Source organism: Paraburkholderia sp. Tr-20389, from assembly GCF_017104565.1.
Taxonomy (GTDB): Bacteria; Pseudomonadota; Gammaproteobacteria; order Burkholderiales; family Burkholderiaceae; genus Paraburkholderia.
Window position 1 is genome coordinate 217,789 of the sequence record NZ_JAAGPD010000005.1, and the last position, 24,009, is coordinate 241,797.

The 24,009-nt window shown below is 62.9% G+C and carries 21 protein-coding genes and 2 tRNA genes; 18 read left to right on the forward strand and 5 right to left on the reverse strand.

Annotated features, from left to right (window positions below):
- Nucleotides 1-25: 25 nt before the first annotated feature.
- Nucleotides 26-101, reverse strand: a tRNA-Lys gene (locus G3N95_RS08415).
- A 211-nt stretch (nucleotides 102-312) separates the two neighbouring features.
- Here G3N95_RS08415 and G3N95_RS08420 point away from each other — a divergent pair.
- Complete coding sequence (locus G3N95_RS08420; RefSeq protein ID WP_205969533.1) at nucleotides 313-717, forward strand: PaaI family thioesterase; 405 nt, start codon at nucleotides 313-315, stop codon at nucleotides 715-717.
- A gap of 55 nt (nucleotides 718-772) precedes the next feature.
- Complete coding sequence (locus G3N95_RS08425; RefSeq protein ID WP_205969534.1) at nucleotides 773-1,639, forward strand: patatin-like phospholipase family protein; 867 nt, start codon at nucleotides 773-775, stop codon at nucleotides 1,637-1,639.
- A 52-nt stretch (nucleotides 1,640-1,691) separates the two neighbouring features.
- Here the strand turns inward: G3N95_RS08425 and G3N95_RS08430 are convergent, their stop codons facing one another.
- Nucleotides 1,692-2,705, reverse strand: coding sequence for a D-2-hydroxyacid dehydrogenase family protein (locus G3N95_RS08430; RefSeq protein ID WP_205969535.1), 1,014 nt, complete (start codon nucleotides 2,703-2,705; stop codon nucleotides 1,692-1,694).
- Nucleotides 2,706-3,056: 351 nt separating this feature from the next.
- Here G3N95_RS08430 and G3N95_RS08435 point away from each other — a divergent pair, with 351 nt between their 5' ends.
- Both G3N95_RS08435 and G3N95_RS08440 read left to right on the forward strand, forming a co-directional pair.
- Nucleotides 3,057-4,913, forward strand: a complete 1,857-nt coding sequence (locus G3N95_RS08435; RefSeq protein ID WP_205969536.1) for a phosphoenolpyruvate carboxykinase (GTP) — start codon at nucleotides 3,057-3,059, stop codon at nucleotides 4,911-4,913.
- 334 nt (nucleotides 4,914-5,247) lie between these two features.
- Nucleotides 5,248-6,336 (forward strand): LysR family transcriptional regulator, encoded by a 1,089-nt coding sequence (locus tag G3N95_RS08440; protein ID WP_205969537.1) that lies wholly within the window; start codon nucleotides 5,248-5,250, stop codon nucleotides 6,334-6,336.
- Nucleotides 6,337-6,480: 144 nt separating this feature from the next.
- Here the strand turns inward: G3N95_RS08440 and G3N95_RS08445 are convergent, their stop codons facing one another.
- The 3 genes from G3N95_RS08445 to dprA form a co-directional block, all read right to left on the reverse strand.
- Entirely contained in the window at nucleotides 6,481-9,141 is a 2,661-nt protein-coding gene (locus G3N95_RS08445; protein WP_205969538.1) for a DNA topoisomerase III, read from the reverse strand.
- Between the two features lie 304 nt (nucleotides 9,142-9,445).
- Nucleotides 9,446-9,823, reverse strand: a complete 378-nt coding sequence (locus G3N95_RS08450) for a thioredoxin family protein (protein ID WP_205969539.1) — start codon at nucleotides 9,821-9,823, stop codon at nucleotides 9,446-9,448.
- 54 nt (nucleotides 9,824-9,877) lie between these two features.
- Nucleotides 9,878-11,047, reverse strand: a complete 1,170-nt coding sequence (gene dprA, locus G3N95_RS08455) for a DNA-processing protein DprA (protein ID WP_205969540.1) — start codon at nucleotides 11,045-11,047, stop codon at nucleotides 9,878-9,880.
- A gap of 258 nt (nucleotides 11,048-11,305) precedes the next feature.
- Here dprA and def point away from each other — a divergent pair, with 258 nt between their 5' ends.
- The 14 genes from def to G3N95_RS08525 all read left to right on the forward strand — a co-directional run bounded on the left by def (nucleotide 11,306) and on the right by G3N95_RS08525 (nucleotide 23,956).
- Nucleotides 11,306-11,809, forward strand: a complete 504-nt coding sequence (gene def, locus G3N95_RS08460) for a peptide deformylase (protein ID WP_205969541.1) — start codon at nucleotides 11,306-11,308, stop codon at nucleotides 11,807-11,809.
- A 25-nt stretch (nucleotides 11,810-11,834) separates the two neighbouring features.
- The gene (gene fmt, locus G3N95_RS08465) at nucleotides 11,835-12,818 is read left to right on the forward strand and encodes a methionyl-tRNA formyltransferase (protein ID WP_205969542.1); all 984 of its coding nucleotides are present in this window, start codon (nucleotides 11,835-11,837) and stop codon (nucleotides 12,816-12,818) included.
- Nucleotides 12,819-12,917: 99 nt separating this feature from the next.
- On the forward strand, nucleotides 12,918-13,562 hold the full coding sequence (locus G3N95_RS08470) for a LysE family translocator (protein ID WP_205969543.1): 645 nt from the start codon (nucleotides 12,918-12,920) through the stop codon (nucleotides 13,560-13,562).
- A gap of 104 nt (nucleotides 13,563-13,666) precedes the next feature.
- Nucleotides 13,667-14,524 (forward strand): zinc metalloprotease HtpX, encoded by an 858-nt coding sequence (gene htpX, locus G3N95_RS08475; RefSeq protein WP_205969544.1) that lies wholly within the window; start codon nucleotides 13,667-13,669, stop codon nucleotides 14,522-14,524.
- A gap of 218 nt (nucleotides 14,525-14,742) precedes the next feature.
- The gene (gene rsmB / locus G3N95_RS08480) at nucleotides 14,743-16,167 is read left to right on the forward strand and encodes a 16S rRNA (cytosine(967)-C(5))-methyltransferase RsmB (protein ID WP_205969545.1); all 1,425 of its coding nucleotides are present in this window, start codon (nucleotides 14,743-14,745) and stop codon (nucleotides 16,165-16,167) included.
- Nucleotides 16,164-16,754, forward strand: a complete 591-nt coding sequence (locus tag G3N95_RS08485) for a DUF4390 domain-containing protein (RefSeq protein WP_205969546.1) — start codon at nucleotides 16,164-16,166, stop codon at nucleotides 16,752-16,754. Before rsmB ends, G3N95_RS08485 begins: the two co-directional genes overlap by 4 nt.
- Nucleotides 16,744-19,164 carry a PAS domain-containing sensor histidine kinase gene (locus G3N95_RS08490; RefSeq protein WP_205969547.1) on the forward strand — a complete coding sequence of 807 codons (2,421 nt, stop codon included), beginning with the start codon at nucleotides 16,744-16,746 and terminating at the stop codon, nucleotides 19,162-19,164. The genes G3N95_RS08485 and G3N95_RS08490 overlap by 11 nt, the downstream gene beginning before the upstream one ends.
- Entirely contained in the window at nucleotides 19,165-19,854 is a 690-nt protein-coding gene (gene esaR / locus G3N95_RS08495) for a response regulator transcription factor EsaR (protein WP_205969548.1), read from the forward strand.
- Nucleotides 19,855-19,940: 86 nt separating this feature from the next.
- Nucleotides 19,941-20,016 (forward strand) — tRNA-Phe (locus G3N95_RS08500).
- A gap of 375 nt (nucleotides 20,017-20,391) precedes the next feature.
- On the forward strand, nucleotides 20,392-21,123 hold the full coding sequence (queC, locus tag G3N95_RS08505) for a 7-cyano-7-deazaguanine synthase QueC (protein ID WP_205969549.1): 732 nt from the start codon (nucleotides 20,392-20,394) through the stop codon (nucleotides 21,121-21,123).
- Nucleotides 21,124-21,193: 70 nt separating this feature from the next.
- Nucleotides 21,194-21,826 carry a 7-carboxy-7-deazaguanine synthase gene (gene queE / locus G3N95_RS08510; RefSeq protein WP_205969550.1) on the forward strand — a complete coding sequence of 211 codons (633 nt, stop codon included), beginning with the start codon at nucleotides 21,194-21,196 and terminating at the stop codon, nucleotides 21,824-21,826.
- Between the two features lie 9 nt (nucleotides 21,827-21,835).
- Nucleotides 21,836-22,279, forward strand: a complete 444-nt coding sequence (gene queD / locus G3N95_RS08515) for a 6-carboxytetrahydropterin synthase QueD (protein ID WP_205969625.1) — start codon at nucleotides 21,836-21,838, stop codon at nucleotides 22,277-22,279.
- A gap of 187 nt (nucleotides 22,280-22,466) precedes the next feature.
- Nucleotides 22,467-23,249, forward strand: a complete 783-nt coding sequence (locus G3N95_RS08520) for an aldolase/citrate lyase family protein (RefSeq protein ID WP_205969551.1) — start codon at nucleotides 22,467-22,469, stop codon at nucleotides 23,247-23,249.
- Nucleotides 23,246-23,956 carry a tetratricopeptide repeat protein gene (locus G3N95_RS08525; RefSeq protein ID WP_205969552.1) on the forward strand — a complete coding sequence of 237 codons (711 nt, stop codon included), beginning with the start codon at nucleotides 23,246-23,248 and terminating at the stop codon, nucleotides 23,954-23,956. The genes G3N95_RS08520 and G3N95_RS08525 overlap by 4 nt, the downstream gene beginning before the upstream one ends.
- Nucleotides 23,957-24,009 lie beyond the last annotated feature (53 nt).

Genomic DNA, 24,009 nt, shown 5'->3' on the forward strand with positions numbered 1-24,009 from the left:
TTTGCTAACCGGCCTTTCTAATACTTGGTGGGGCGTGAGTGACTCGAACACTCGACCTACGGATTAAGAGTCCGCTGCTCTACCAACTGAGCTAACGCCCCAACAGAAGCGAGAGTATGCAGGAGTTTTTCTTGCTTGGCAAGCGTATCTCGCAAATTTCTTAAAAAAAGATCACGCGGCGTCCGCCACAGGGTCGAAGCAAGGCGTGGGAAGCAGCCGAAAGCACCATTGAAGCGCACGCGCGTTCGTCCCGGTATGATGTCGCGACATCACGCCGTGCGGCCTCCCGCACGGCTCCAACGGAAAATCACGATGGACGACAACGAAGTCCGGGAACTGCTCGACCGTGTGCTCGCGCCGTGGGTACGGGCGCTTTCCCTCACGCCCGTCAAGGTCGACGATGAAAGCGCCACGCTGCGCTTGCCGTTTTCAGGCGAGCTGCGCCACAGCGGCGGCGTCATCTGCGGCCAGGTTTTCATGGCGGCTGCCGACACGGCGATGGTCGTCGCCATTTCGGCTGCGCTCGGCGAATTCAAGCCGATGACAACCGTCTCGCTGAACATCAGCTTCATGCGCGCCGTCCGCAAAGGCGATGTGCTGATCACCGCGCGCGTGCTGCGCATGGGCCGCAATCTCGTATTCGGCGAAGTCGAACTCATCGACGAAGACGGCAAGATGGCCGTCCACGCCACCACCACTTACGCGCTGCTCAACTGAGCGCGCATCCGCCGTCGGCGCAAAACGCGCGCGACGGCGATCGAAGGAAACTTGGATGTTCGATCAGGTCGTTTTCGCCGGCGGCGGCAATCGCTGCTGGTGGCAAGCAGGCTTCTGGGACGTGATCCAGCCGGAACTCGACATCAAGCCGCGCGTGATCACGGGCATATCGGCGGGCGCGGCGACGGCCTGCATGCTCTTCACGCGCGACGCCGACTGGGTCATGCGCTACTACGAGAACGCGCTGCGCAACAACAAGAAGAACGCGTACTGGGGCAATCTGCTGCGCGGCGAATCGGTGTTTCCGCATTACCGCATCTACCGCCAGGCGCTGCTCGACATCTACGGTGAGAAGTTCGAGCTACTCGCGAAGGCGCCCGAAATCCGCATCGGCGTGTCGCATGTGCCGCGCTGGCTGGGCGCACGCAGCGCCGTCGCGGCCGGACTGATCGCGTACAACATCGAAAAATACATTCGCAAGACGCTGCACCCGACGCTCGGCCAGTCGATTGGCTTTCATCCGGAGTTCGTGCGCGCGCAGGATTGCGCGAATGTCGAAGAACTCGCCGACCTGATTCTGCAGTCATCGTGTACGCCGCCGTTCACGCCCGTTCTGCGGCGCAACGGGCGCCCCGTGCTCGATGGCGGGATGGTCGACAACGTGCCCGTCGGCGCGCTCGATCCAACGCCCGGCATGGTGCTCGTGATGGTGACGCGCATCTATCCGCGTCCGCAGATGTTCGTCGTGCCGCACGACGCGCAGCAGCGGTTGTACGTGCAGCCGTCGAGCAAGGTGCCGATTTCGAGCTGGGACTACACGAGTCCGTCGCAGATGCTGCACGCGTACAATCTCGGCCGCACGGACGGCGAGCAGTTTCTACAACGCATGCCTGAACTGCTCAACGCCGCCGCGCGCGACTGAAGCACGACTAAAGGGCGCACATAAAAAAGCGGCCTTTGAAGGCCGCTTTTGCTTACTTCCGGCGCCCGCCCTGCAGCGCTTCCGGATTGGCGACACTCACCGTGTCGCCCTGATCGAACGCGAGAATGTTCTTGAACGCCGCGCTGAAATAAAGCTCGTAGCTTTCCTTCTCGACGTAGCCGATATGCGGCGAGCAGATCACGTTTTCCATGCGCAGCAGGCTATAGCCCTGCAGGATCGGCTCGCTCTCATAGACGTCGATCGCCACCATGCCCGGCCGGTTGTGCGACAGCGCGCCCATCAGCGCATTTTCTTCCAGCAGTTCCGCACGGCTCGTGTTGACGAAGAGGGCGGTCGGCTTCATGCGCATCAGGTCGTCCTGCTTGACGATGCCGCGTGTGTCATCGTGCAGGCGCAAATGCAGCGACAGCACGTCGCTCTGTTCGAACAGCGCTTCACGGCTCTCCGCGACCTGATAGCCGTCGGCGACGGCGGCTTCGCGCGTGTGCTCGCGGCCCCAGACCAGCACGTTCATCCCGAACGCCTTGCCGTAGCCCGCGACCATCCGGCCGATCTTGCCGTAGCCCCAGATGCCGAGCGTCTGGCCGCGCAGCACCTGGCCGAGACCGAAGTTCGGCGGCAGTGCAGACGTCTTCAGGCCCGATTGTTGCCATGCTCCCTGTTTAAGGTTTGCTACGTATTGCGGAATGCGGCGCTGCGCGGCCATGATTAGGGCCCACGTCAGTTCGGCGGGAGCGACGGGCGACCCGACGCCTTCGAGCACGGCGATGCCGCGTTCGGTACAGGCGGCCATGTCGATATGGCTTCCCGCCTTGCCCGTCTGGCTGATCATGCGCAGATGCGGCAACTTGTCGAGCAGTTGAGAGCTGATGCGGGTGCGTTCGCGAATCAGAACGAGGGCATCGACTTCCGACAGGCGGCTGGCGAGCTGGCCAAGGCCGCGAACGGTGTTGTTGAAAACCTTGACCTCGTGGTCGGCGAGCAATTGGAAACAGTCGAGCTTGCGGACGGCGTCTTGATAGTCGTCAAGGATGGCAATCTTCATGGCGTATATGTTGTGCGACGCACTCAATGGGTGCGGAACGGAGAGTCTGATTCGGGTGTCACATCATGTGACCTGGAGCACATGATGCTTGTTTTGAATGCCTTACCGTATAAGGAGCCGCTATGGACGGAGCCACGACGGCACGGCAAGTTCCCTTGTTTTTAACAGTTTGTTGCATGTTCACGCAAGCCGCTTTACAGACGGTTTCAACGTGCCGGCGACAGGCTGGAATGGCCCTAACGACCTGCAGGATCGCGCGTCGGAGAACCCTCGCGCGAATTATCGCCTCTCGCACGCAGCGTCGCTGGGCTAGCACCGTTTTTCTACTTCTACCAAAACGGAGACAGCTCGATGAATCATCCCGCATTTGCAGGCCATTCGACCCTCGAAGCGCCTGCCTGGGTCAAACATAAAAAGCTGATCGAGTGGGTGCAGCGCGTCGCGGCGCTGGCAAAGCCGGAGCGGATCGTCTGGTGCGACGGTTCGCAGGAGGAATATGACCGCCTGTCGGCGCAGATGGTCGCGGCCGGCACCCTCAAAAAGCTCGACCCCGCCAAACGGCCGAATTCGTATCTCGCGTGCTCGGATCCGTCCGACGTCGCGCGCGTCGAGGACCGCACGTTCATTTGCTCGCAACATCGTGAAGACGCCGGCCCGACCAACAACTGGATCGAGCCCGCCGAGATGCGCGCGACGCTCGACGGCTTGTTCGACGGCGCAATGCGCGGCCGCACGATGTACGTCGTACCGTTCTCGATGGGGCCGCTCGGCTCGCCGATCGCCCATATCGGCGTCGAGCTGAGCGACAGCCCGTATGTCGTCACGAACATGCGGATCATGACGCGCATGGGTCGCAAGGTGTACGACGTGCTCGGCGAGGACGGCAATTTCGTGCCGTGCGTGCATTCCGTCGGCGCGCCGCTCGCGGCTGGCCAGAAGGATGTCGCGTGGCCATGCAACGACACGAAATACATCGTCCATTTTCCGGAATCGCGTGAAATCTGGAGCTACGGCTCGGGCTACGGCGGCAATGCGCTGCTCGGCAAGAAGTGCTTCGCGCTGCGCATCGCGTCGACGATGGGCCGCGCTGAAGGCTGGCTCGCAGAGCATATGCTGGTGCTCGGCGTGACCTCGCCGGAAGGCAAGAAGCTCCATGTGGCGGCGGCGTTCCCGTCGGCGTGCGGCAAGACCAATTTCGCGATGCTGATTCCGCCGCAAGGCATGAACGGCTGGAAGATCACGACGATCGGCGACGACATCGCCTGGATCAAGCCGGGCAAGGACGGGCGTCTCTACGCGATCAACCCGGAAGCGGGCTATTTCGGCGTCGCGCCGGGCACGAGCGAAAAGACCAACTTCAACGCGATGGCCACGCTGAAGGAAAACGTGATCTTTACGAACGTCGCGCTGACCGACGACGGCGACGTCTGGTGGGAAGGCATGACGGACGAGCCGCCCGCGCATCTTATCGACTGGCAGGGCAAGGACTGGACGCCCGCCATCGCGAAGGAAACGGGCCGCAAGGCCGCACATCCGAACGCGCGCTTCACGGCGCCTGCCTCGCAATGTCCGTCGATCGACGCCGACTGGGAGAACCCGGCGGGCGTGCCGATCGACGCGTTCGTGTTCGGCGGCCGCCGCTCGACGACCGTGCCGCTCGTGACGGAAGCACGCGACTGGGTCGAGGGCGTCTACATGGCCGCGACGATGGGCTCGGAAACGACAGCAGCAGCCGCCGGCCAGCAGGGCGTCGTGCGGCGCGATCCGTTCGCGATGCTGCCGTTCTGCGGCTACAACATGAGCGACTACTTCGGCCACTGGCTGAAAACGGGCGCGAAACTCGAGCAGATGAGCGCACGCACGCCGAAGATCTTCTGCGTCAACTGGTTCCGCAAGGGCGACGACGGCAAATTCGTATGGCCGGGCTTCGGTGAAAACATGCGCGTCCTGCGCTGGATGGTCGACCGGATCGAAGGCAAGGCGAAGGGCGAGGAGCACGCGTTCGGCGTATCGCCGCGTTACGAGGACATCGACTGGAGCGGGCTCGACTTCACGCGCAAGCAGTTCGAACAGGTGATTTCCGTCGATGATGTCGCGTGGCGCAAGGAACTCGCGTTGCACAGCGAGTTGTTCCACACGCTGAAGCAGGGCCTGCCTGCCGCGCTGCAAGATACGCGCAGCGCGCTCGAAAGGAAGCTAACCGCGTGATGTTGTGAGCGTTCACTAACCTAAGAGCAAGCCGCCCTCGGGCGGCTTTTTTCATCCATCCGACCGATTTTTCCTCGCCTTTCGACCCCCATTCCGCTGCCGACGCGCCCCTTTCGCTGTTCGAGCCAAATGTCGGTTTTCGACGCGATGCAGCAAATTGTTTCGTTGACTGGAACAATCGGCATGTCGGTATTCCGTCCCCGAAGAGATTGACTCAAATTTTTATAAAATTTCTGTTTTCTTAGGCAACTTCTGCAGGATTTCCCTAGTCGTAGGAAAATTCCAAGTGTGCTTCCTGTTCGCGAGGGGAGCGGTACTACGGCAGGAGTTGTTCATGGATCATTTGCAGTCGATGCGAGTTTTCGTCAAAGTGGCGGACCTCGGCAGTTTCGCCCGCGCGGCCAGCGCGATGGATATTTCAAACGCAGTCGCCACCCGTCACGTCGCCGATCTCGAAGGCCGTCTTGGCACCCGGCTGCTCAACCGCACCACCCGCAGTCTTTCGCTGACTGAGTCCGGTCAGGTTTATCTGGAACGCGCCCGTCAGATTCTCGACGAGCTGGAAGACGTCGAGCAGATGGTCGTCGCGCGCAATCACGAGCCCGTCGGCACGCTACGCATCGTCGCGCCCGTCGTGTTCGGCCTGCATAACCTTGCGCCCGTGCTTCAGACCTACGCCGAGCGCTATCCCAAGGTGATTCCCGATGTGACGCTGGTCGACCGCCAGGTCGATCTTGTCGAAGAAGGTTTCGATGTCGGCGTCGTGATCGCGCGTCACATGCGCAGCGCGAGCATCGTGACGCGGCGCCTGACGACGGGCTGCATGACCGTCTGCGCGACCCCGGCGTACCTGGAGAAGCACGGCACGCCGACGCGCCCCGAGCAGCTGCTCGAGCATCCGTGCCTGTCGCTGCCGTCCGAATACTGGGGCGATGAACGCGTGTTCACCGGTCCGGACGGTGAGGTGCGCGTGCGTCCGACCAACGTGATCGTCGCGAACAACACGGAAATGCTGCGTCAGTTCGCGTTGCTCGGCATGGGCATCGCGATCCTGCCGAGCTACCTGATCGGGCGCGACACGACGCGCGGCAAGCTGGTGCGTCTGTTGAGCGACTATCGCTTGCCGCAGGTCGAGATCAACATCGCCTACCCGAGCCGCCGACACTTGCCGGCGAAGGTCCGCACGTTCATCGATCACCTCGTCGAGCACTTCAACCAGACGCCGAACAGCAAGCTGGGCGAGCAGTGGGTGAAAGACGGCGTAGAACGCGCACCGTCGATGCTGGAATCGACGGCTATGTCGATGCCGCCTGAAGCGTTCGACGGCGCCGAGCCGCTGTCGAGCCTGCTCGACGGCGAAATTCCGGCCAAGCCGACGCGTACGCTGAACCGTTCTCGCGGCATCGCTTCGCCGACCCACTGACGCGAGTCCAGCGACGCCGGGCAATGACGGCGTCCACCAGGCGATAAAAAAGCGCAGTCACCGTAATGGTGACTGCGCTTTTTGTTGCAGCTTCGAGATTGCGCGGTTCGCGCGAGCCTTGCGGCGGCCCGCGCTGAACCTGTTTTACGAACCTGTCTTGCGTGCAGCGGACTTCGCGGCCGTGGTTTTTGCTGCTGCCTTTTTCGCGGGCGCCTTCTTTGCAGCAGCCGTTTTCGCGGCGGTTTTCTTCGCGGGTGCGGCTTCATTCGCTGCTTCGGCCGTCGCGGACTCAGGCGCAGCCTTGGCAGCCGCCTTCGCAGCCGCCGTCTTGGCAGCGCCTTCCTTCGGTTCCTTCTTCTCGAACTCGAAGCCGATCTTGCCGTCGTTCTGCTTGACGAGGAATGCCTTGAAGTTGCGGCCCGTGCGCGACGACTTGAAGTTCGTCAGCAGGTCGGTGCGTCCGTTTTCCAGCAGCTTCGCCATCTGTTCGCGCGCGATTTCCTGCTGCAGGATCACCTTGCCCGAACGGAAGTCGCAGGTCTTCGGATTCGCCACAGAGTTTTCGCAGACGTAACTCATGCCGTGCTCGAACACCTTGCCGCTGCACTTCGGACACGCGCCGACGGGTTGCTGCTCGGAGAAGTCCGGCGCTTCGCCGTCTTCGCCGCCCTGATCCTGGCCGAAGTCGAATTCGAGCTTGTAGTTCTTCGTTTCGTCGTCGAAAGACAGTTTAAGGATCGCCGAGAACGGACGGCCCATCTTGCTGCGGAAGCCCGACAGCGGACCGATCTGCTTCTTCTGCAGCAACTCTTCGACTTCCTCGATTTCGAATTGCCGGCCGCCCGGAATCTTCGAGATCGAGAATTCGCACTTCGTGCACGCGAAGCGCCGATAGTTTTCCTTCACCTGGCCGCCGCAATTGGGGCAGGGCGTTTGCAGCGTCGCGTAATCGCCGGGAATCGTGTCGGAGTCGTATTCCTTCGCGCGCTTGACGATGGTCTGCGTCATGCGGGCGATTTCCTGCATGAACGCGTCACGCGGCAGCTTGCCTCGTTCCATCTGCGACAGCTTGTATTCCCATTCGCCCGTCAGTTCAGGCGCGGTCAGTTCCTTCACGTCGAGGCCGCGCAGCAGCGTCATCAGCTGGAAAGCCTTCGCGGTCGGGATCAGCTCGCGTCCTTCGCGGACCAGATACTTTTCGCCGAGCAGACCTTCGATGATGGCGGCGCGCGTGGCCGGCGTGCCGAGACCCTTCGCGGCCATCGCTTCGCGCAGTTCGTCGTCTTCGACGAGTTTGCCGGCGCCTTCCATCGCCGAGAGCAGCGTCGCTTCGTTGTAGCGTGCGGGCGGCTTCGTGACGAGTTGTTGCGCGGCGATCTTGTCGGTCTTGACCTTCTCGTCCTTCTGCACCGGGACGAGGTTGGCGTCTTCGCCGCCGGTCTCGCGGCCGTAGACCTGCAGCCAGCCCGGCTCGACGAGCACCTTGCCTTCGGTCTTGAAGTGATGGCCGACGACTTCCGTGATACGCGTGGTGACGCGGTACTCGGCAGCCGGGAAAAACACGGCGAGGAAGCGCTTGACGACGAGGTCATAGAGCTTCTGCTCGGGCTCGGAGAGTGCCTTCGGCGCCTGCAGGGTCGGGATGATAGCGAAGTGGTCGCTGATCTTCGAGTTGTCGAAGATGCGCTTGTTCGGCTTCACCCAGCCCTTGTCGAGCACCTGCTTCGCGTGCGGCAGATAGTTGTTGCTCTCCTTGAGCATCTCCATCGTGTGCTTGACCGTTTCCAGGTAGTCTTCCGGCAGCGCGCGCGCGTCGGTACGAGGATAGGTCAGCACCTTGTGCTTTTCGTACAGCGCCTGGGCAAGGCCCAGCGTGTTCTTGGCCGAAAAGCCGAAGCGTCCGTTGGCTTCGCGCTGCAGGCTGGTCAGGTCGAACAGCGCGGGCGACAGTTGCGTCGACGGCTTCGATTCTTCCGAGACGCTGCCCGTCTGGCCGCGACAGGCCGCGACGATCGTTTCCGCAGCCGGCAGGCTCCAGAGTCGCGAATCCCGCTTTTCCGGATCGAACTCGTCCTTCTTGAACTTCGGGTCGTACCAGCGGCCTTCGTAGAAGCCCGCCGCGCACACGAACTCGGCCTTCACTTCCCAGTAGTCGCGCGGCACGAAGCGGCGAATCTTTTCTTCGCGCTCGACGACGATCGACAGCGTCGGCGTTTGCACCCGCCCGACCGTGGTCAGGAAGAAGCCGCCGCCCTTGCTGTTGAACGCGGTCATCGCGCGCGTGCCGTTGATGCCCACGAGCCAGTCAGCTTCCGAGCGGCACCGCGCGGCATCCGCGAGCGGCTGCATGTCGGCGTCGGTGCGCAGTTGCGCGAAGCCGTCGCGGATTGCGGCGGGCGTCATTGACTGGAGCCACAGACGCTGCACCGGCTGTTTCGCTTTCGTGTGCTGCGCGATCAGGCGGAAAATCAGTTCGCCCTCGCGCCCCGCGTCACATGCGTTGATCAGACGGTCGACATCTTTCCGCTTGATGAGCTTGTTCAGCACCTTCAGCCGCGATTCGCTTTTCGCGATCGGATTCAGGTCGAAATGGGGCGGAATAACGGGGAGATTGGCGAAACTCCATTTTCCCCGTTTGACTTCATATTCTTCGGGCGCGGCAATCTCCAGCAGATGGCCGACTGCCGACGAAATGACGAAATCGTCGCTTTCGAAGTACTCGTCATGCTTGGTAAACCCGCCCAAAGCCCGCGCGATGTCGTTCGCGACGGATGGCTTTTCGGCGATGATCAGTGCTTTGGACATGACTGAAAATAAGTTGGTGGATTCGGGGCGGTACCGCGGGATTTCCCACTCGGGTTAGGCACCCATTAACGACCGCTTTATAGCACACGCCGCCGCAACGGCAACCGATGAGCCCAAAAAAGCGGCGCATCATAATTGCGCGCAGATTGGTTGGGCAAGCGTGTGACGAGCGGGTCCGAAGGCGGCTTCGTCGCTGATTTAGCTCACTTTTTCCGCATTACACGGCGATTTTGCAAACGCCGTGCCGCCGCGGTCGGGAATACCCTGGAATGAGGCGAAGGTGAGCGTAGGGCCCGGGGACGGATCAGGCTTCCAGCAGCGTCGGCCGCATTTTCGGCGCGCCTTTGATGCCGGGCACTGCCGTCAGATCAACCAGCATCCGTTCGACGATCGACGCCTGTGGCAAAACCGTTCCGAAGAAGCGCGTGGTGATCCCGTCTTCTATAAGAATGGTCGGGAAATTCTCAACGTCCAGATCGTCGAAGCGGTCCGCGTGCGTCTCGATATCGACCCAAGCAAAGCAGACGTTGGGATGCCTGTCTGCCAGCGCATCGAACGCGGCCCGGTATTCACGGCAGGTTCCGCACCATTCCGCACACAGACACGCCACGAAAAGCGTGTCGCGATCGCTGACGCGCTCGGCGATCCGTTTCGAGTCGGTGTCCAGATTCAGCGCGGGCATGGCGGGTTCCTTCGGCATTACATGGGTTATTTGGCGCGAATGTAGCACGTCGCGTCAGGCGCTGTGCACCGCTCGAACATACCGGCCGCCGGGCAGCGCACACAACTCGCCAGCCAGTTCGAGCCGCAGCAGTGTGCTTTGCAGCAGCGTGTCGTCCATGTCGGTGCGTTCGGCCAGGATTTCAAGCGTGGTGGGCGAATGGCCAAGCGCGCTGAGCAGGCGTCGGGCATCGGCCTGAAAGCCGGGCTCAGTGTTCCGCTGCGAGTCGAGATCGGCTGTTTGCGACTGCGGAACGATGTGCAGCCGGGGCGCGGGATCTGCCGGCGGCGCGGGGAATCCTAGCTCTTCGAGCACATCTTCCGGCGTTTCGACGAGTTTTGCGCCCTGCTTGATCATCCGGTGACAGCCGCGAGCCAGCGGTGCGTGGATCGAACCGGGAATCGCAAAGACATCGCGGCCCATTTCGTTGGCGAGCCGCGCCGTGATCAGCGAGCCTGAGCGCATCGCCGCCTCGACGATCAGCACACCATGCACGATCCCTGCGATCAGCCGGTTGCGCTGCGGGAAATTGGCGGAGCGGGCCGGCGTGCCGAGCGGCCATTCCGACAGGATCGCGCCGTCGTCGGCAATCTGGTGCGCGAGCGCGTGATGAGAGGCCGGGTACACGACATCCGCGCCCGTGCCGATTACCGCGACCGTGCTGCCGCGCCCTTGAAGCGCCCCGCGATGCGCCGCGCCGTCGACGCCTGCCGCGAGACCAGACACGACTGTCACTCCGGCGTCCGACAAGGCACGGGCGAACCTCGACGCATCTTCGATTCCCTGAGGCGTCGCGCTGCGGCTGCCGACCACCGCGACGCTGCGTGTGTGCAGCAGTTCGATGCGGCCTTTTACATACAGAAGCGGCGGCGGATCGGGCATGGTCAGCAACGAGGGAGGATAGGCAGGGTCGTCGAGCGTCACGAGCGCGTTGCCGGGCAGCGCGCGCCACGCGCGCACCGCGTCGAGCTGCGCGGGGAAATCCGTGGAAGGCGGGGCGAGTGCGGCTCGGGCAGTGGCCTCGTCGGTGGCCTCGGAGAGCGCGGCGAAGGTCTGCGACAGCACGGCTTCGGGCAGCCCGAAGATCACGAGCAGGCGGCGCAGGGCGGCCGGATTCAGGCCGGGTGCGATGGCAAGCCGCAACCACGCGGCGAGTTCTGGGTCTGTCAGGGGAAGCGTCTGCATGGCTGGCGTCCTCGCTCACGGCAACCGGCCTTTCGGTCGCCATGCTAAAATTTTCATCATCCGAAATAACCGAAACCCCTGCTGCGCCGCGTTTGCGCGCGCCCGGGCGACATGCGCATGAGCGCACTGAACAGGCGTTGAATCAACGCGGTTCGGCCGCTATCTATGCTGTGCGTGTCGCGACTGGCGAACAACCTGGCCGAATAGCCAATCGCGCGACTTGTTGAACAGCGTCGGCGCCCAATCAATTTCAGGACTATGGCTTTACTCAACATCCTCAATTACCCGGACAAGCGGCTGCACAAGGTTGCGAAGCCGGTCGAGAAGGTCAATGACCGTATCCGCAAGCTCGTCGCCGACATGGCCGAGACGATGTACGCCGCGCCCGGCGTAGGCCTGGCGGCGACGCAGGTCGACGTGCACGAGCGCGTGATCGTGATCGACGTGTCCGACACGCACGAGGAACTGCGCGCGTTCATCAATCCGGAAATCATCTGGTCGAGCGACGAGCGGAAGATTCACGAAGAAGGCTGCCTGTCGGTGCCGGGCATCTACGACAACGTCGAGCGTGCCGAGAAGGTGCGTGTGCGCGCGCTGAACGAGAAGGGCGAAACCTACGAACTGGATTGCGAAGGGCTGCTCGCCGTCTGCATCCAGCACGAAATGGATCACCTGATGGGCAAGGTGTTCGTCGAATATCTGTCGCCGCTCAAGCAGACGCGCATCAAGAGCAAGATGAAAAAGCTCGCGCACGCAATGTGATGCGCTTTTGGACGGCCACCAGTACATGAGTCACACGTTGCGCGTCATTTTTGCCGGTACGCCGGAGTTCGCCGCGGCGGCGCTTGCCGCGATTCACGAGGCGGGCTTTCCGGTGCCGCTCTTGCTCACCCAACCGGACCGCCCGGCGGGGCGCGGCATGAAGCTGCAGGCCAGCCCTGTCAAGCGTTACGCACAGGAGCACGGCATCGAAGTCGCACAGCCGCCTTCGCTGCGTCGTAACGGCAAGTTTCCGGCGGAAGCCACGGCCGCCATCGATCAGTTGCGCGCAACGCCGCACGACGTAATGGTGGTCGCCGCCTACGGCCTGCTGCTGCCGCAGGAAGTGCTCGACATTGCGCCGCACGGCTGCATCAATATTCATGCATCGCTGCTGCCGCGCTGGCGCGGCGCCGCGCCGATCCACCGGGCAATCGAAGCAGGTGACGCCGAAACCGGCATCACGCTGATGCAGATGGACGCGGGTCTCGATACCGGCGCGATGATTTCCGAAGTCCGCACGCCGATCGAAGGCACGGACACGACCGCGACGCTGCACGACCGGCTTGCCGAAGCGGGCGCAAAGCTGATCGTCGACGCGCTGATCGTACTGGAGCGCAGCGGCAAGCTCGCGTCGACCCCGCAACCCGGCGAAGGCGCGACCTACGCCGAGAAAATCGGCAAGCACGAAGCGGCGCTGGACTGGCGACGCCCCGCGGCGGAACTGGCCCGCCAGGTTCGCGCGTTCGACCCGTTCCCCGGCGGTGCCGCGACGCTCGACGGCACGGTGCTCAAGCTCTGGTCGGCTGCCGCAATCGACGCGCCGCGCAAGGCGGAACCCGGCACGATCGTGGATGTGTCACCCGAAGGTGTCGTGGTGGCATGCGGCGACGGCGCATTGCGCATCACGCAACTCCAGAAGCCCGGCGGCAAGCGCTTGCCTGTGCGCGATTTTCTCGCCGGCTCGACGCTCGCGGCAGGCCAGCGTTTCGAACTCGCACAGCCACAATAAAGTCACCTACGACGTTGCACCATATGCCGTTCGCCCAGGGCACGCCGCGTTCGCGCAGCGCGCTAAAATCTTTGGTGCAACTTGCATGAAGAGGATTCCATGTTCGGCATCACCCATTTCGAGTTTTTCGTCGTCGCAGTCTTTTTGCTCAACGTCACGCCGGGGCCCGACACCGCTTACATCGTCGGCAGAAGCGTCGCGCAGGGGCGCGGCGCAGGGCTGATGTCGGCGCTGGGCATCTCGGCCGGATGCTGCGTCCACTCGCTCGCGTGCGCGTTCGGGTTGACGGCGCTGCTGGCTGCATCGGCCACGGCTTTCACCGTGATCAAATTCGTCGGCGCGATTTATCTGGTTTATCTCGGCGTGCGTCTCATCCTGACGAAGCCGGAATCCGGCCAGGCCACCGGCGAAGCGCGCCTGCCCGCCGGCGCGCCCAAGTCGCTGCGCCAGCTTTTCCAGCAAGGCTTCTGGACCAACGTGCTGAATCCCAAGGTCGTGCTGTTCTTCGTGTCGTTCTTTCCGCAATTCGTTTCGGCGGACAGCGGCAACAAGACGGTGGCGTTCCTGACGCTCGGCGTCGTCTTCGTGGTGATGAGCATGGCGTGGAACAGCTTCGTCGCGTGGGTCGCGGGCAGCGTTACGCGCCGTTTTTCCGGCAAGCCGGGCGTCAAGAAGTGGCTGGACCGCACCGTCGGCAGCGCGTTCGTCGGGCTGGGCATCAGGCTCGCTACGGCAACGCGGTGATTGAATTTTTCCCGCCCGCCCATATCTAACAGTTCGCTTACAATCATTCGCCGCGAATACGCGGCAACCAATCAGGACCGCGTGGCGGGCAAGGAGTCTTGGATATGTTCAACTGGGTGAAAACCGCGATGCTGATGGCCGGGATCACGGCCCTCTTCATCGTGATCGGCGGCATGATCGGCGGCCGGAGCGGCATGATGCTCGCGCTGCTGATCGCGCTCGGGATGAATTTCTTCTCGTACTGGTTCTCGGACAAGATGGTTCTGCGCATGTACAACGCGCAGGAAGTCGACGAAACGAGTGCGCCGCAGTTCTACCGGATGGTTCGCGAGCTGGCCACGCGCGCCAATCTGCCTATGCCGCGCGTCTATCTGATCGACGAAGACCAGCCGAATGCGTTCGCGACGGGGCGTAACCCCGAACACGCGGCCGTCGCGGCGACCACGGGCATTCTGCGCGTGCTGTCGGAGCGCGAAATGCGCGGCGTGATGGCGCACGAACTCGCGCACGTGAAGCACCGCGACATCCTGATCTCGACGATTTCGGCGACGATGGCGGGCGCTATCTCGGCGCTGGCGAACTTCGCGATGTTCTTCGGCGGCCGCGACGAGAATGGCCGTCCGGCGAATCCGATCGCGGGCATCGCGGTCGCGTTGCTGGCGCCGATCGCAGGCGCACTGATCCAGATGGCGATTTCGCGTGCGCGTGAATTCGAGGCGGACCGGGGCGGGGCGCAGATTTCGGGCGATCCGCAGGCGCTTGCGTCGGCACTGGACAAGATCCACCGTTATGCGAACGGCATCCCGTTTCCGACGGCCGAGGCCCATCCGGCCACCGCGCAGATGATGATCATGAATCCGCTCGCGGGCGGCGGCATCGCAAACCTGTTCTCGACGCACCCGGCCACCGAGGAGCGCATCGCGCGTCTGATGGAAATGGCGCGTACGGGGCGCTTCGAATAAGCGGGGTCGACCGCGGCGGCTGAAGCTTCGGCTGCAATCCGACAAGGGGCGAGCATGACTCGCCCCTTTTTTCCTACGGCGCGGCCTTTGTGGTTTCATCGCGTCGAACTTCCCTCAAAAAGCGTGGGTGATCCGCACGGGCCGCGGGGCCGCACTGCCCGTCACGCTACAATGTGGCGTTTGCGCGACACTTGGTGCGCACTGTTCTCCGCCCGTTCATGACCCGAAAGCCTTCTCAGCGTCCTGCCTCGCCGCCGCGTTCGCGCGACACCCGTTTGTCGTCGCTGCATCTCGCACCCGAATCGCTCGGTTTCGCGCTCGATTGCGCAGCGCAGGCGGTCGGCGCGGTGCGCCATGGCGCGGCGCTGCCCGCGGCCTTGCATTCGATCTTCGTGTCGTTGCCGGAGAGTGTCGCCACGGCGTCGCGTGGGGCAGTGCAGGACATCGCGTACCGGACCATGCGCCGGCTCGGCACGGCAGAATGGCTCGTCGCGAAACTCGTGCGCAAGGCGCCGCCGCCGCACGTCGCGCATATGCTGGCGTGCGCGCTTGCGTTGCTGGTGGACGAAGAGCGCAACGCAGCGTACGCGCCCTTCACGGTGGTCGATCAGGCCGTGAACGCGATCGGCGCGCGTCGCGAGGTCTCGTTTGCGAAGGGCCTGACGAACGCAGTGCTGCGCAATTTCCTGCGCGAACGCGAGACGTTGCTCGGCGACGCGCAGAAGGACGCTGTCGCTCACTGGAACTATCCCGTCTGGTGGATCGACGCCGTTCGCAGCGCATGGCCCGATGCATGGCAAGGTATCCTCGCGGCGGGCAACAGCCAAGGTCCGCTGACGCTGCGCGTGAACGCGCGCCGCGCGACTGTCGACGCCTATCTGCAAACGTTGCGTCAGCATCAGATTTCCGCGACGCAAGCGGGCGACCATGCCGTGCGACTCGATACGCCGATGCCCGTCGACCGCATTCCCGGTTTCAACGAAGGCGTCGTCTCCGTGCAGGATGCGGGGGCGCAACTCGCGGCCCAGTGGCTCGGCGTGCAAGACGGTATGCGTGTGCTGGATGCGTGCGCCGCGCCGGGTGGCAAGACGGGCCATCTGCTCGAACTCGCGGATATCGATCTGATCGCACTCGAAAGCGACGCGACGCGCGCGCGGCGGATCGGCGAAAACCTTCAGCGCCTGCGGTTAAGCGCGCAGGTGCGCGTCGGCGATGCGGGCAGTCCCGAGCAGTGGCACGATGCCGCCGATGCGCCGTTCGACCGCATTCTCGCCGACGTGCCGTGTTCGGCTTCGGGCATCGTGCGCCGTCATCCGGACATTCGCTGGCTCCGGCGCGCATCGGACATTCCCGCGCTCGTCGACGAGCAGCGGCGCATTCTCGAAGCGCTATGGACGCTCGTCAAACCGGGCGGCGAGTTGCTGTACGTTACGTGCTCGATCTTTCCGGAAGAGGGCGAGTTGCAGGCTCAGTGGTTTGGAAACCGACACGCGGATGCGGTACGATTGGACGCGCCGAGGCAACTGCTCCCAGCAGTCGCCCGCGCGCCCGCCGACGTTTCGGCTGGTTCCCGCGCCGGACAAAGCACTGGTTCGAGCTTAGACCACGACGGATTCTTCTACGCGCGCTTTCAGAAACGGTGATCATCAAACGCTTTCTTCCGCTACGGCTCGTGGCCGCGCTCTGGATTGCGCTGGCCCTTTGCCTCACGGCAGCCGGGCCGGCGCGAGCCGAATCGATCGCCGTGCAACGCGCGTCCCTGCAATCCGACGGCAGCGGCTGGAGCCTCGATGCGCGTTTCGAGTTCGAACTGAACAGCAACCTCGAAGACGCCGTCAACAAAGGCATACCGCTTTACTTCACAACGGACTTCGAACTGAGCCGACCACGCTGGTACTGGTTCGACGAACAACCGGTGAGCGTATCGCAAAGCATTCGACTCTCGTTTCAGCCGCTCACACGCGAATACCGCGTATCGACGGGCGGTCTGCAGCTCGGCTTCGGTTCGTTGAACGAGGCGCTCGCCGTCATCAAGCATGTCACGTCGTGGCATGTGATCGATCGCAATCAGGTCCACGTGGGAGAAACGTACAACGCGTCGGTGCGTATGCAGCTCGATGTCGCATTGATGCCCAAGCCGTTCCAGATCGACGCGGTCAACAACCGCGACTGGAATCTTGCTTCCGACTGGAAGCGCTTTACCTTTACGGTGACCGAACGTGCTAAATAAAGTGCGCCGGGCCACCAGTGCCGGCAGTCTCGTCGTCAGGCTGCTCGTCTCGACGGTGGCCGTCACGGCTGTCCTGCTGCTCGTGCTGCTTGCAGCCGCGAGCGCGAACACCGAGTTCTTCGATCGCTACTATGGCTGGCTCTATGCCGCCAACGTTGCGGTCGCGCTGATCTTCATGCTGATCGTCGCGGTGCTGGTGGTGATCATCGTCACGCGACTGCGCAAGGGCAAGTTCGGCACGCGGCTGCTGGCGAAGCTCGCGTTCTTCTTCGCGCTCGTCGGTGTGGTGCCCGGAGGCATCATCTACATCGTGTCGTATCAGTTCGTGTCGCGCAGTATCGAATCCTGGTTCGACGTGAATGTCGAGACGGCACTCACGTCCGGGCTGAATCTCGGGCGCGGGATGCTTGATGCGTCGCTGTCCGATCTGCAAACCAAGGGTCGCCTGATGGCCGAACAGCTTGCGAGCGCAGACTCGGCGGGCACGACGCTCACGCTCTTGCGTCTGCGCGATCAGTTCGGCGTGCAGGACGCGACGATCGTCGAGCCGTCGCGCAGCATCTCGGGCGCGACGCCCGACATGCACGTCGTCGCGCAGGCGACCAGCAATTACGCATCACTCGTACCCGGCGACCTGCCCACGTCGATCATGATCGAGCAGGCGCGTGGGCGTGGCTTCGCATCGATCGAAGGTGAAGTGGACGGCGATCCGAAAGCGCGCGGCGCGAAGGGTGCATTGCGGTTGCGCATCGTGCAGCGCATTCCCGACGCCAACGCCTCGCAGCTACAGCCGACCGAGCGCTTCCTGCAACTCACGCAGCCCGTGTCGCAGTCGCTGGCGCGCAACGCGGACGCCGTGCAGCGTGCGTATCGCGAGTATCAGGAGAAAGCGATCGGGCGCACGGGCTTGCGCAAGATGTACATCGGCACGCTGACGCTCGCGCTGTTCCTCGCCACTTTTATCGCGATGATGCTCGCGCTCGCGCTCGGCAATCAGCTCGCGCGGCCGCTGTTCCTGCTCGCGCAAGGCACGAAGGAAGTGACGGAAGGCGACTACACGCCGAAGCGCGAGATCAAGTCGCGCGACGAACTCGGCTTCCTCACGCAGTCGTTCAACGCGATGACGCGCCAGTTGTCGGAAGCGCGCCTCGCTGTCGAGGCGAACCGCATCGCGCTCGAACATTCGAAGTCGTACCTCGAAAGTATTCTGGCGAACCTGACGGCGGGCGTGTTCGTGTTTGACCGGCAGTTCCGTCTCACCACCGCGAATCGCGGCGCTGAACGCATCTTCCGTCAGCCCTTCGCGTCGCTGCTCGGTTCATCGCTGGATCGCATCGGCGTGTTGAGCGAATTCGGCGCGATGGTGCGCAAGGCTTTTGCGGATCTCGAAGCTGCAGGCGGCGACGATCAGGGCGACACCGGGCACTGGCAGCAGCAGATGGCGCTCCAGGTGCCGGGCGAAGCCGATCCGTTGACGCTGCTCGCGCGCGGCGCGCGGCTCGTGTCGGCGGCAGGTAACGATAGCGACGACGAAGAGACGTCCGGCTATGTCGTCGTGTTCGACGATATCTCCGATGTGATCTCCGCTCAGCGTTCCATTGCATGGGGCGAAGTGGCACGGCGTCTGGCGCACGAGATCAAGAATCCGCTGACGCCGATCCAGCTTTCGGCCGAGCGTCTGCAGATGAAGCTCGCCGACAAGCTCATGCCGTCGGATGCCGAAGTGTTGAAACGCGGTGCTACTACAATCGTGAATCAGGTTGCCGCGATGAAGCAGATGGTCGACGACTTCCGCGACTATGCGCGTACGCCGCCGGCCGTGCTTGCGAATCTGCAGCTGAACGAACTCGTCAGCGAAGTGCTGACGCTGTATGGAATCGAAGAAGGCAAGAGCCCGATTGTCGTCGAAATGGCGGACTTGCCCGTTATACGCGGTGACGCGACGCAATTGCGTCAGGTGATCCATAACCTGCTGCAGAACGCACAGGATGCTGTGGCCGATGTCCAGCATCCGCGTGTGTTGCTCGAGACGAGGACAGTAGAATATGGCGATCCCGACGCAGACGGCAAAGTGAGCGTCGCGGTGCGATTGACCGTGTCGGACAACGGTCCGGGCTTCCCCGCGCGCATCCTCACGCGCGCGTTCGAACCTTACGTGACGACCAAGGCCAAAGGAACAGGTCTCGGACTCGCCATGGTCAAGAAGATCGTCGATGAACACGGCGCACGAATCGACATTCGCAATCGCCTGAAAGCGGGCGATGTGATCGAAGGTGCGCAGATTTCGATCCTCTTCCTTCAACTCGCAGACAACAAGGCTGCGGCGCCTGGAAGCGGGCCGCAGGCGGCGCATGGCAGCAGCGCGTCGCAGGGAAAGACAAAAGCAACAGTGCAGACAAGGGCAGCTTAAATGGCAACCATCCTGGTGGTAGATGATGAAATGGGCATCCGGGAATTGCTCTCGGAGATCCTGAGCGACGAAGGGCATGTCGTGGAGGTCGCGGAGAACGCGCAGGAGGCGCGCGACTACCGGCAACGCCTGGCACCCGACCTGGTGCTGCTCGACATCTGGATGCCCGATACCGATGGCGTCACCTTGCTCAAAGAGTGGGCGGCACAAGGCACGTTGACGATGCCCGTCATCATGATGTCGGGTCACGCGACGATCGATACGGCTGTCGAAGCGACGAAGATCGGTGCGCTGAACTTCCTCGAAAAGCCGATCGCGTTGCAGAAGCTGCTGAAGGCCGTCGAGCAGGGGCTTGCACGCGGCAGCGCGGCGCCCGCAGCAGGCGGCATGGCGGCGAAGCCTGCAATGGCGGCGAATGCGTCCGCTGTCGCGTCGGCGGCGGCGCTGCCTATGATGTCGGCGGATAGTCTGGGCGGCGGCATGCTGTCCGCGCAGACGGCGTCGATTTCGTTCGACATTCCGCTGCGCGATGCACGTGACGCATTCGAACGCGCGTACTTCGAATATCACCTCGCACGCGAGAACGGCAGCATGACGCGCGTCGCGGAGAAGACGGGGCTCGAACGGACTCACCTGTATCGCAAGCTCAAGCAACTCGGCGTCGATCTGGGCAAGAACAAGGGCGAGTGACGCGGGGTGAATGAACGTCGTTGAAGTTTTTTTCGCGAAGGGCTTGAGGAACGCAAAACTGCTTGCTATACTCTCGCTTCTTCGTTGGCCCGGTAGCTCAGTTGGTAGAGCAGCGGATTGAAAATCCGCGTGTCGGTGGTTCGATTCCGCCCCAGGCCACCAGGATTCAGCCCCAGGAAATCGCAAGATTCCTGGGGCTTTTCCTATTTGCGGGCAAGAAGCCGGGTCGCTGCGTGGCAAGGGCGGCGCGGCAGCCGCGAGCGGGGCCCGGCCCCGCATGATAAAATCGCGCTGTATCAAGGACTTGCCATATGTTCTTCGCAAGTCCTTTTTCGTTTCGGGTCCGGGGTATCGCGTAGCGTGAAACTCTCTGGCGGACGATCAGCGGTATAAGCCAAGGCAGCTTGGCGCGCGAAAGGCGCCGCCTATACTGCTTGAGCCGGCTTATTTGCCAAGTCCGGTGCCAGACCTGGCGCCGGCACGCGCCGCAAGTCCTAAGGCCGCAGCGTGCGGCAATAACCTACACGGAGTTTCACGGTGACCCGCAAAGACGCGAAGAGTAGCGCCCTGGTGCTGTTTTCCGGCGGCCAGGATTCGGCCACATGTCTCGCCTGGGCGCTGGATCGATATGAAACGGTCGAAACCCTGGGTTTCGACTACGGCCAGCGGCATCGCGTCGAGTTGGAATGCCGCGAAGGTTTCCGCAGCGCGCTGGCGCGCACGTTCCCAGAATGGGGCGAGCGGCTTGGTGACGATCACATGATCGATCTGTCCGTGCTCGGCTCGATCAGCGACACCGCGATGACGCGCGAGATCGAGATTCACGCGGCGTCGAACGGTCTGCCGAACACGTTCGTGCCCGGTCGCAATCTGATGTTCATGACGATTGCAGCGGCGATCGCATATCGGCGCGGGTTGCGCGTGCTGGTCGGCGGCATGTGCGAGACGGATTTCTCCGGTTATCCGGATTGCCGCGATGACACGATGAAGGCGCTGCAAGTCGCACTGAATCTCGGCATGGACAGCCGCTTCGTGCTGGAAACGCCGCTGATGTGGATCGACAAGGCCGACACGTGGCGCCTCGCGCATGAGCTGGGCGGCGACGAACTGGTCGAGCTGGTTCGCGTCGAGACACACACGTGCTATCTCGGCGAGCGTGCGGAACTGCATGCATGGGGCTTCGGTTGTGGCGAGTGTCCCGCATGCCGCTTGCGCAAGCGGGGTTACGAGGCGTATCTGAGCGGCGAGCAGGTCACGGAAGCGGCCTGAGTTTTTCACCGCGCAGGGCAAAGAGCACACACATCAACAGAGCTTCACGGAGCATCGGGCAGAAAGCAGCATGACGTACGCGGTCAAGGAAATCTTCTACACGTTGCAGGGCGAGGGCGCGAACGCCGGACGTCCGGCCGTGTTCTGCCGGTTCGCCGGATGCAACCTGTGGTCGGGCCGCGAAGAAGATCGCGCTGACGCGGTGTGCAAGTTCTGCGACACCGATTTCGTCGGCACGGACGGCGAAAACGGCGGCAAATTCCGCACGCCCGAAGAACTCGCTGCGAAGATCGCGTCGCTGTGGCCGAAAGACGAAGGCCAGCGCTTCGTCGTGTGTACGGGCGGTGAGCCGATGCTGCAGATCGACCAGCCGCTGGTCGACGCGTTGCACGCTCAAGGCTTCGAAATTGCTATCGAAACGAATGGCTCGCTTCCTGTGCTCGACACGATCGACTGGATCTGCGTGAGCCCGAAGGCCGACGCGCCGCTCGTGCAGACCAAAGGCAACGAACTGAAAGTGGTCGTACCGCAGGACAACCAGCGGCTTGCCGACTACGCGAAGCTCGAGTTCGACTATTTCCTCGTCCAGCCAATGGACGGCCCGTCGCGGGACATCAACACGAAGCTCGCGATCGACTGGTGCAAGCGCCATCCGCAATGGCGCCTGTCGATGCAGACTCACAAGTACCTGAACATTCCCTGATTTGCCGTGCTGACGATTACCCGAAAACTCGAATTCGATGCGGGCCACCGCATTCCCGATCACCGCAGCCAGTGCCGCAATCTGCACGGCCATCGCTACGTGCTCGAAATCACGCTGCAAGGCGATCTCGTCGAAACGGAAGGCGCGCCGGATCGCGGCATGGTGATGGATTTCGCCGACGTGAAAGCGCTCGCGAACGAGCACCTCGTCGACAGGTGGGATCACGCGTTTCTCGTCTATGAAGGCGATACGCAGGTGCGCGGCTTTCTCGACACGATGGCCGGCCACAAGACGGTCGTGCTCGATCGCATTCCGACTGTCGAAAATCTCGCTGCCGTCGCGTTCGACATTCTCGCGAACGTCTACGACGCGCACTACGGCGTGAACCTGCGTCTGCACAAGGTGCGTCTGTATGAGACGCCGAATTGCTGGGCCGACGTCGTGCGCGACTAAAGGGGTTATTGTCACGGTATGATCGTTTCGATAACCACACGGAGCGAGACATGCCGGTCACCGCGCTACGCAGCGGGCTCGACGCCCGCCACCACTTTCAAGCTGTTCACCACGTCGGCCTTTCGGGCCGCGTCGTCTTCTGCTCCAGCCTGCTCGCGGCTGCGCCTCGCATCGGTAGAGGTGAGCGATGAGCACGTTCACGAATCCCCTCAAGCTGCGTCTCAAGGATCCCGACCCGTTGTTCGGCCTGTGGCTGTCGCTCGGCAGCGATAACGCGGCCGAGGCGCTCGCGCATGCAGGCTTCGACTGGCTGCTGATCGACATGGAGCACGCGCCCAACGACAGCGTCGACGTCACGGGCCAATTGCGCGCGATTGCTGCGGCGCATCTGCCGACGGAGCCCGTCGTGCGTCTGCCCGCCGTCGAGCCGTGGCTCGTCAAACGGGTGCTCGATGCGGGCGCGCGCACGCTGATGTTCCCGAACATCGAAACGGCCGACGAAGCGGCGTATGCCGTTCGTCTGACGCAGTACGCGACATCGGACGCGCCGGACGGCTTACGTGGCGTCGCAAGTGTCGTGCGCGCGGCTGCTTACGGCATGCGGCGCGACTATTTGCAAAACGCCAATGCGCAGATCGCGACGATTGTGCAGATCGAATCGCAACAGGCACTCGAAAATCTGGAGCAGATCGCGACGACGCCGGGTGTCGATTGCCTGTTCGTCGGACCGGCGGATCTGGCCGCGAGCCTCGGTCATCTCGGCGATTCGAGGCACCCTGACGTGCAGGAAGCAATGAAGCGCATTCAGGACGTTGCGCATCGCGCGCGCGTCGCGACGGGCATCTTCGCGATGGATGTCGCGAGCGCCCGGCAATACCGATCGGAGGGCTTCCGCTTCATCGCGTTGGCCGCTGATGTGATGTGGCTGTTGCGCACCACGCGACAGGCACTGCAGGAGGTTCGCTCATGAAGCTGTTGTCGTTGCACGCGACGCGCATGGCAACGCGCGCTGTCGTGCTGACCGCATTGATGGCCGGCGCGGTGGCGTATGCGCAGAGCAAGACGCCGCCCGCGTCGGATATGGAAACGCAAACGGCTGTCGCTGACTACAACGCGGGCAACTATACGTCCGCGCTCGCCGAGTTTCGCAAGGCCGCACAACGCGGCAATCGTCTGGCCGAGTTCAACTACGCGATGATGCTGCTCAACGGCGAAGGCGGTCCGGCGAATGTCGAAGAAGGCAAGAAGTGGCTGCGCAAGGCCGCCGATGCCAACATGTCGCACGCGCAGTACGTGTACGGCAAGATGTACGACGATGGCGAGTTCGTTGCGCGCGATCCCGTCGAGGCGCATCAATGGTTTCTGAAGGCTGCGCAGCAAGGTCACATCCAGGCCGAACTGGCGCTGGCGAATCAGTTTCTGGACGGACGCGGTACCGCGCGCGACAACCAGCAGGCGTTCGTCTGGTACAAGAAAGCGGCTGAGGGCGGCGACATGACCGCGCAGTACGTGACGGGTTCGTTCTACGAGCGTGGCGGCGATGGCGTGCCGCAGAATCTGAACGTCGCGCGTGCCTATTATGCGGCGGCTGCCGCGCAGGGCGATCCTGCCGCGCGGCTCAAGTATCAGCAGCTTAGTACGCAGCTGCGCGAATCGCACGAAGCCAAGCCACAATGAAAAAACGGCGCCTGAATTTTCAGGCGCCGTTTGGTTTTGCCTCTCGCAGCAAC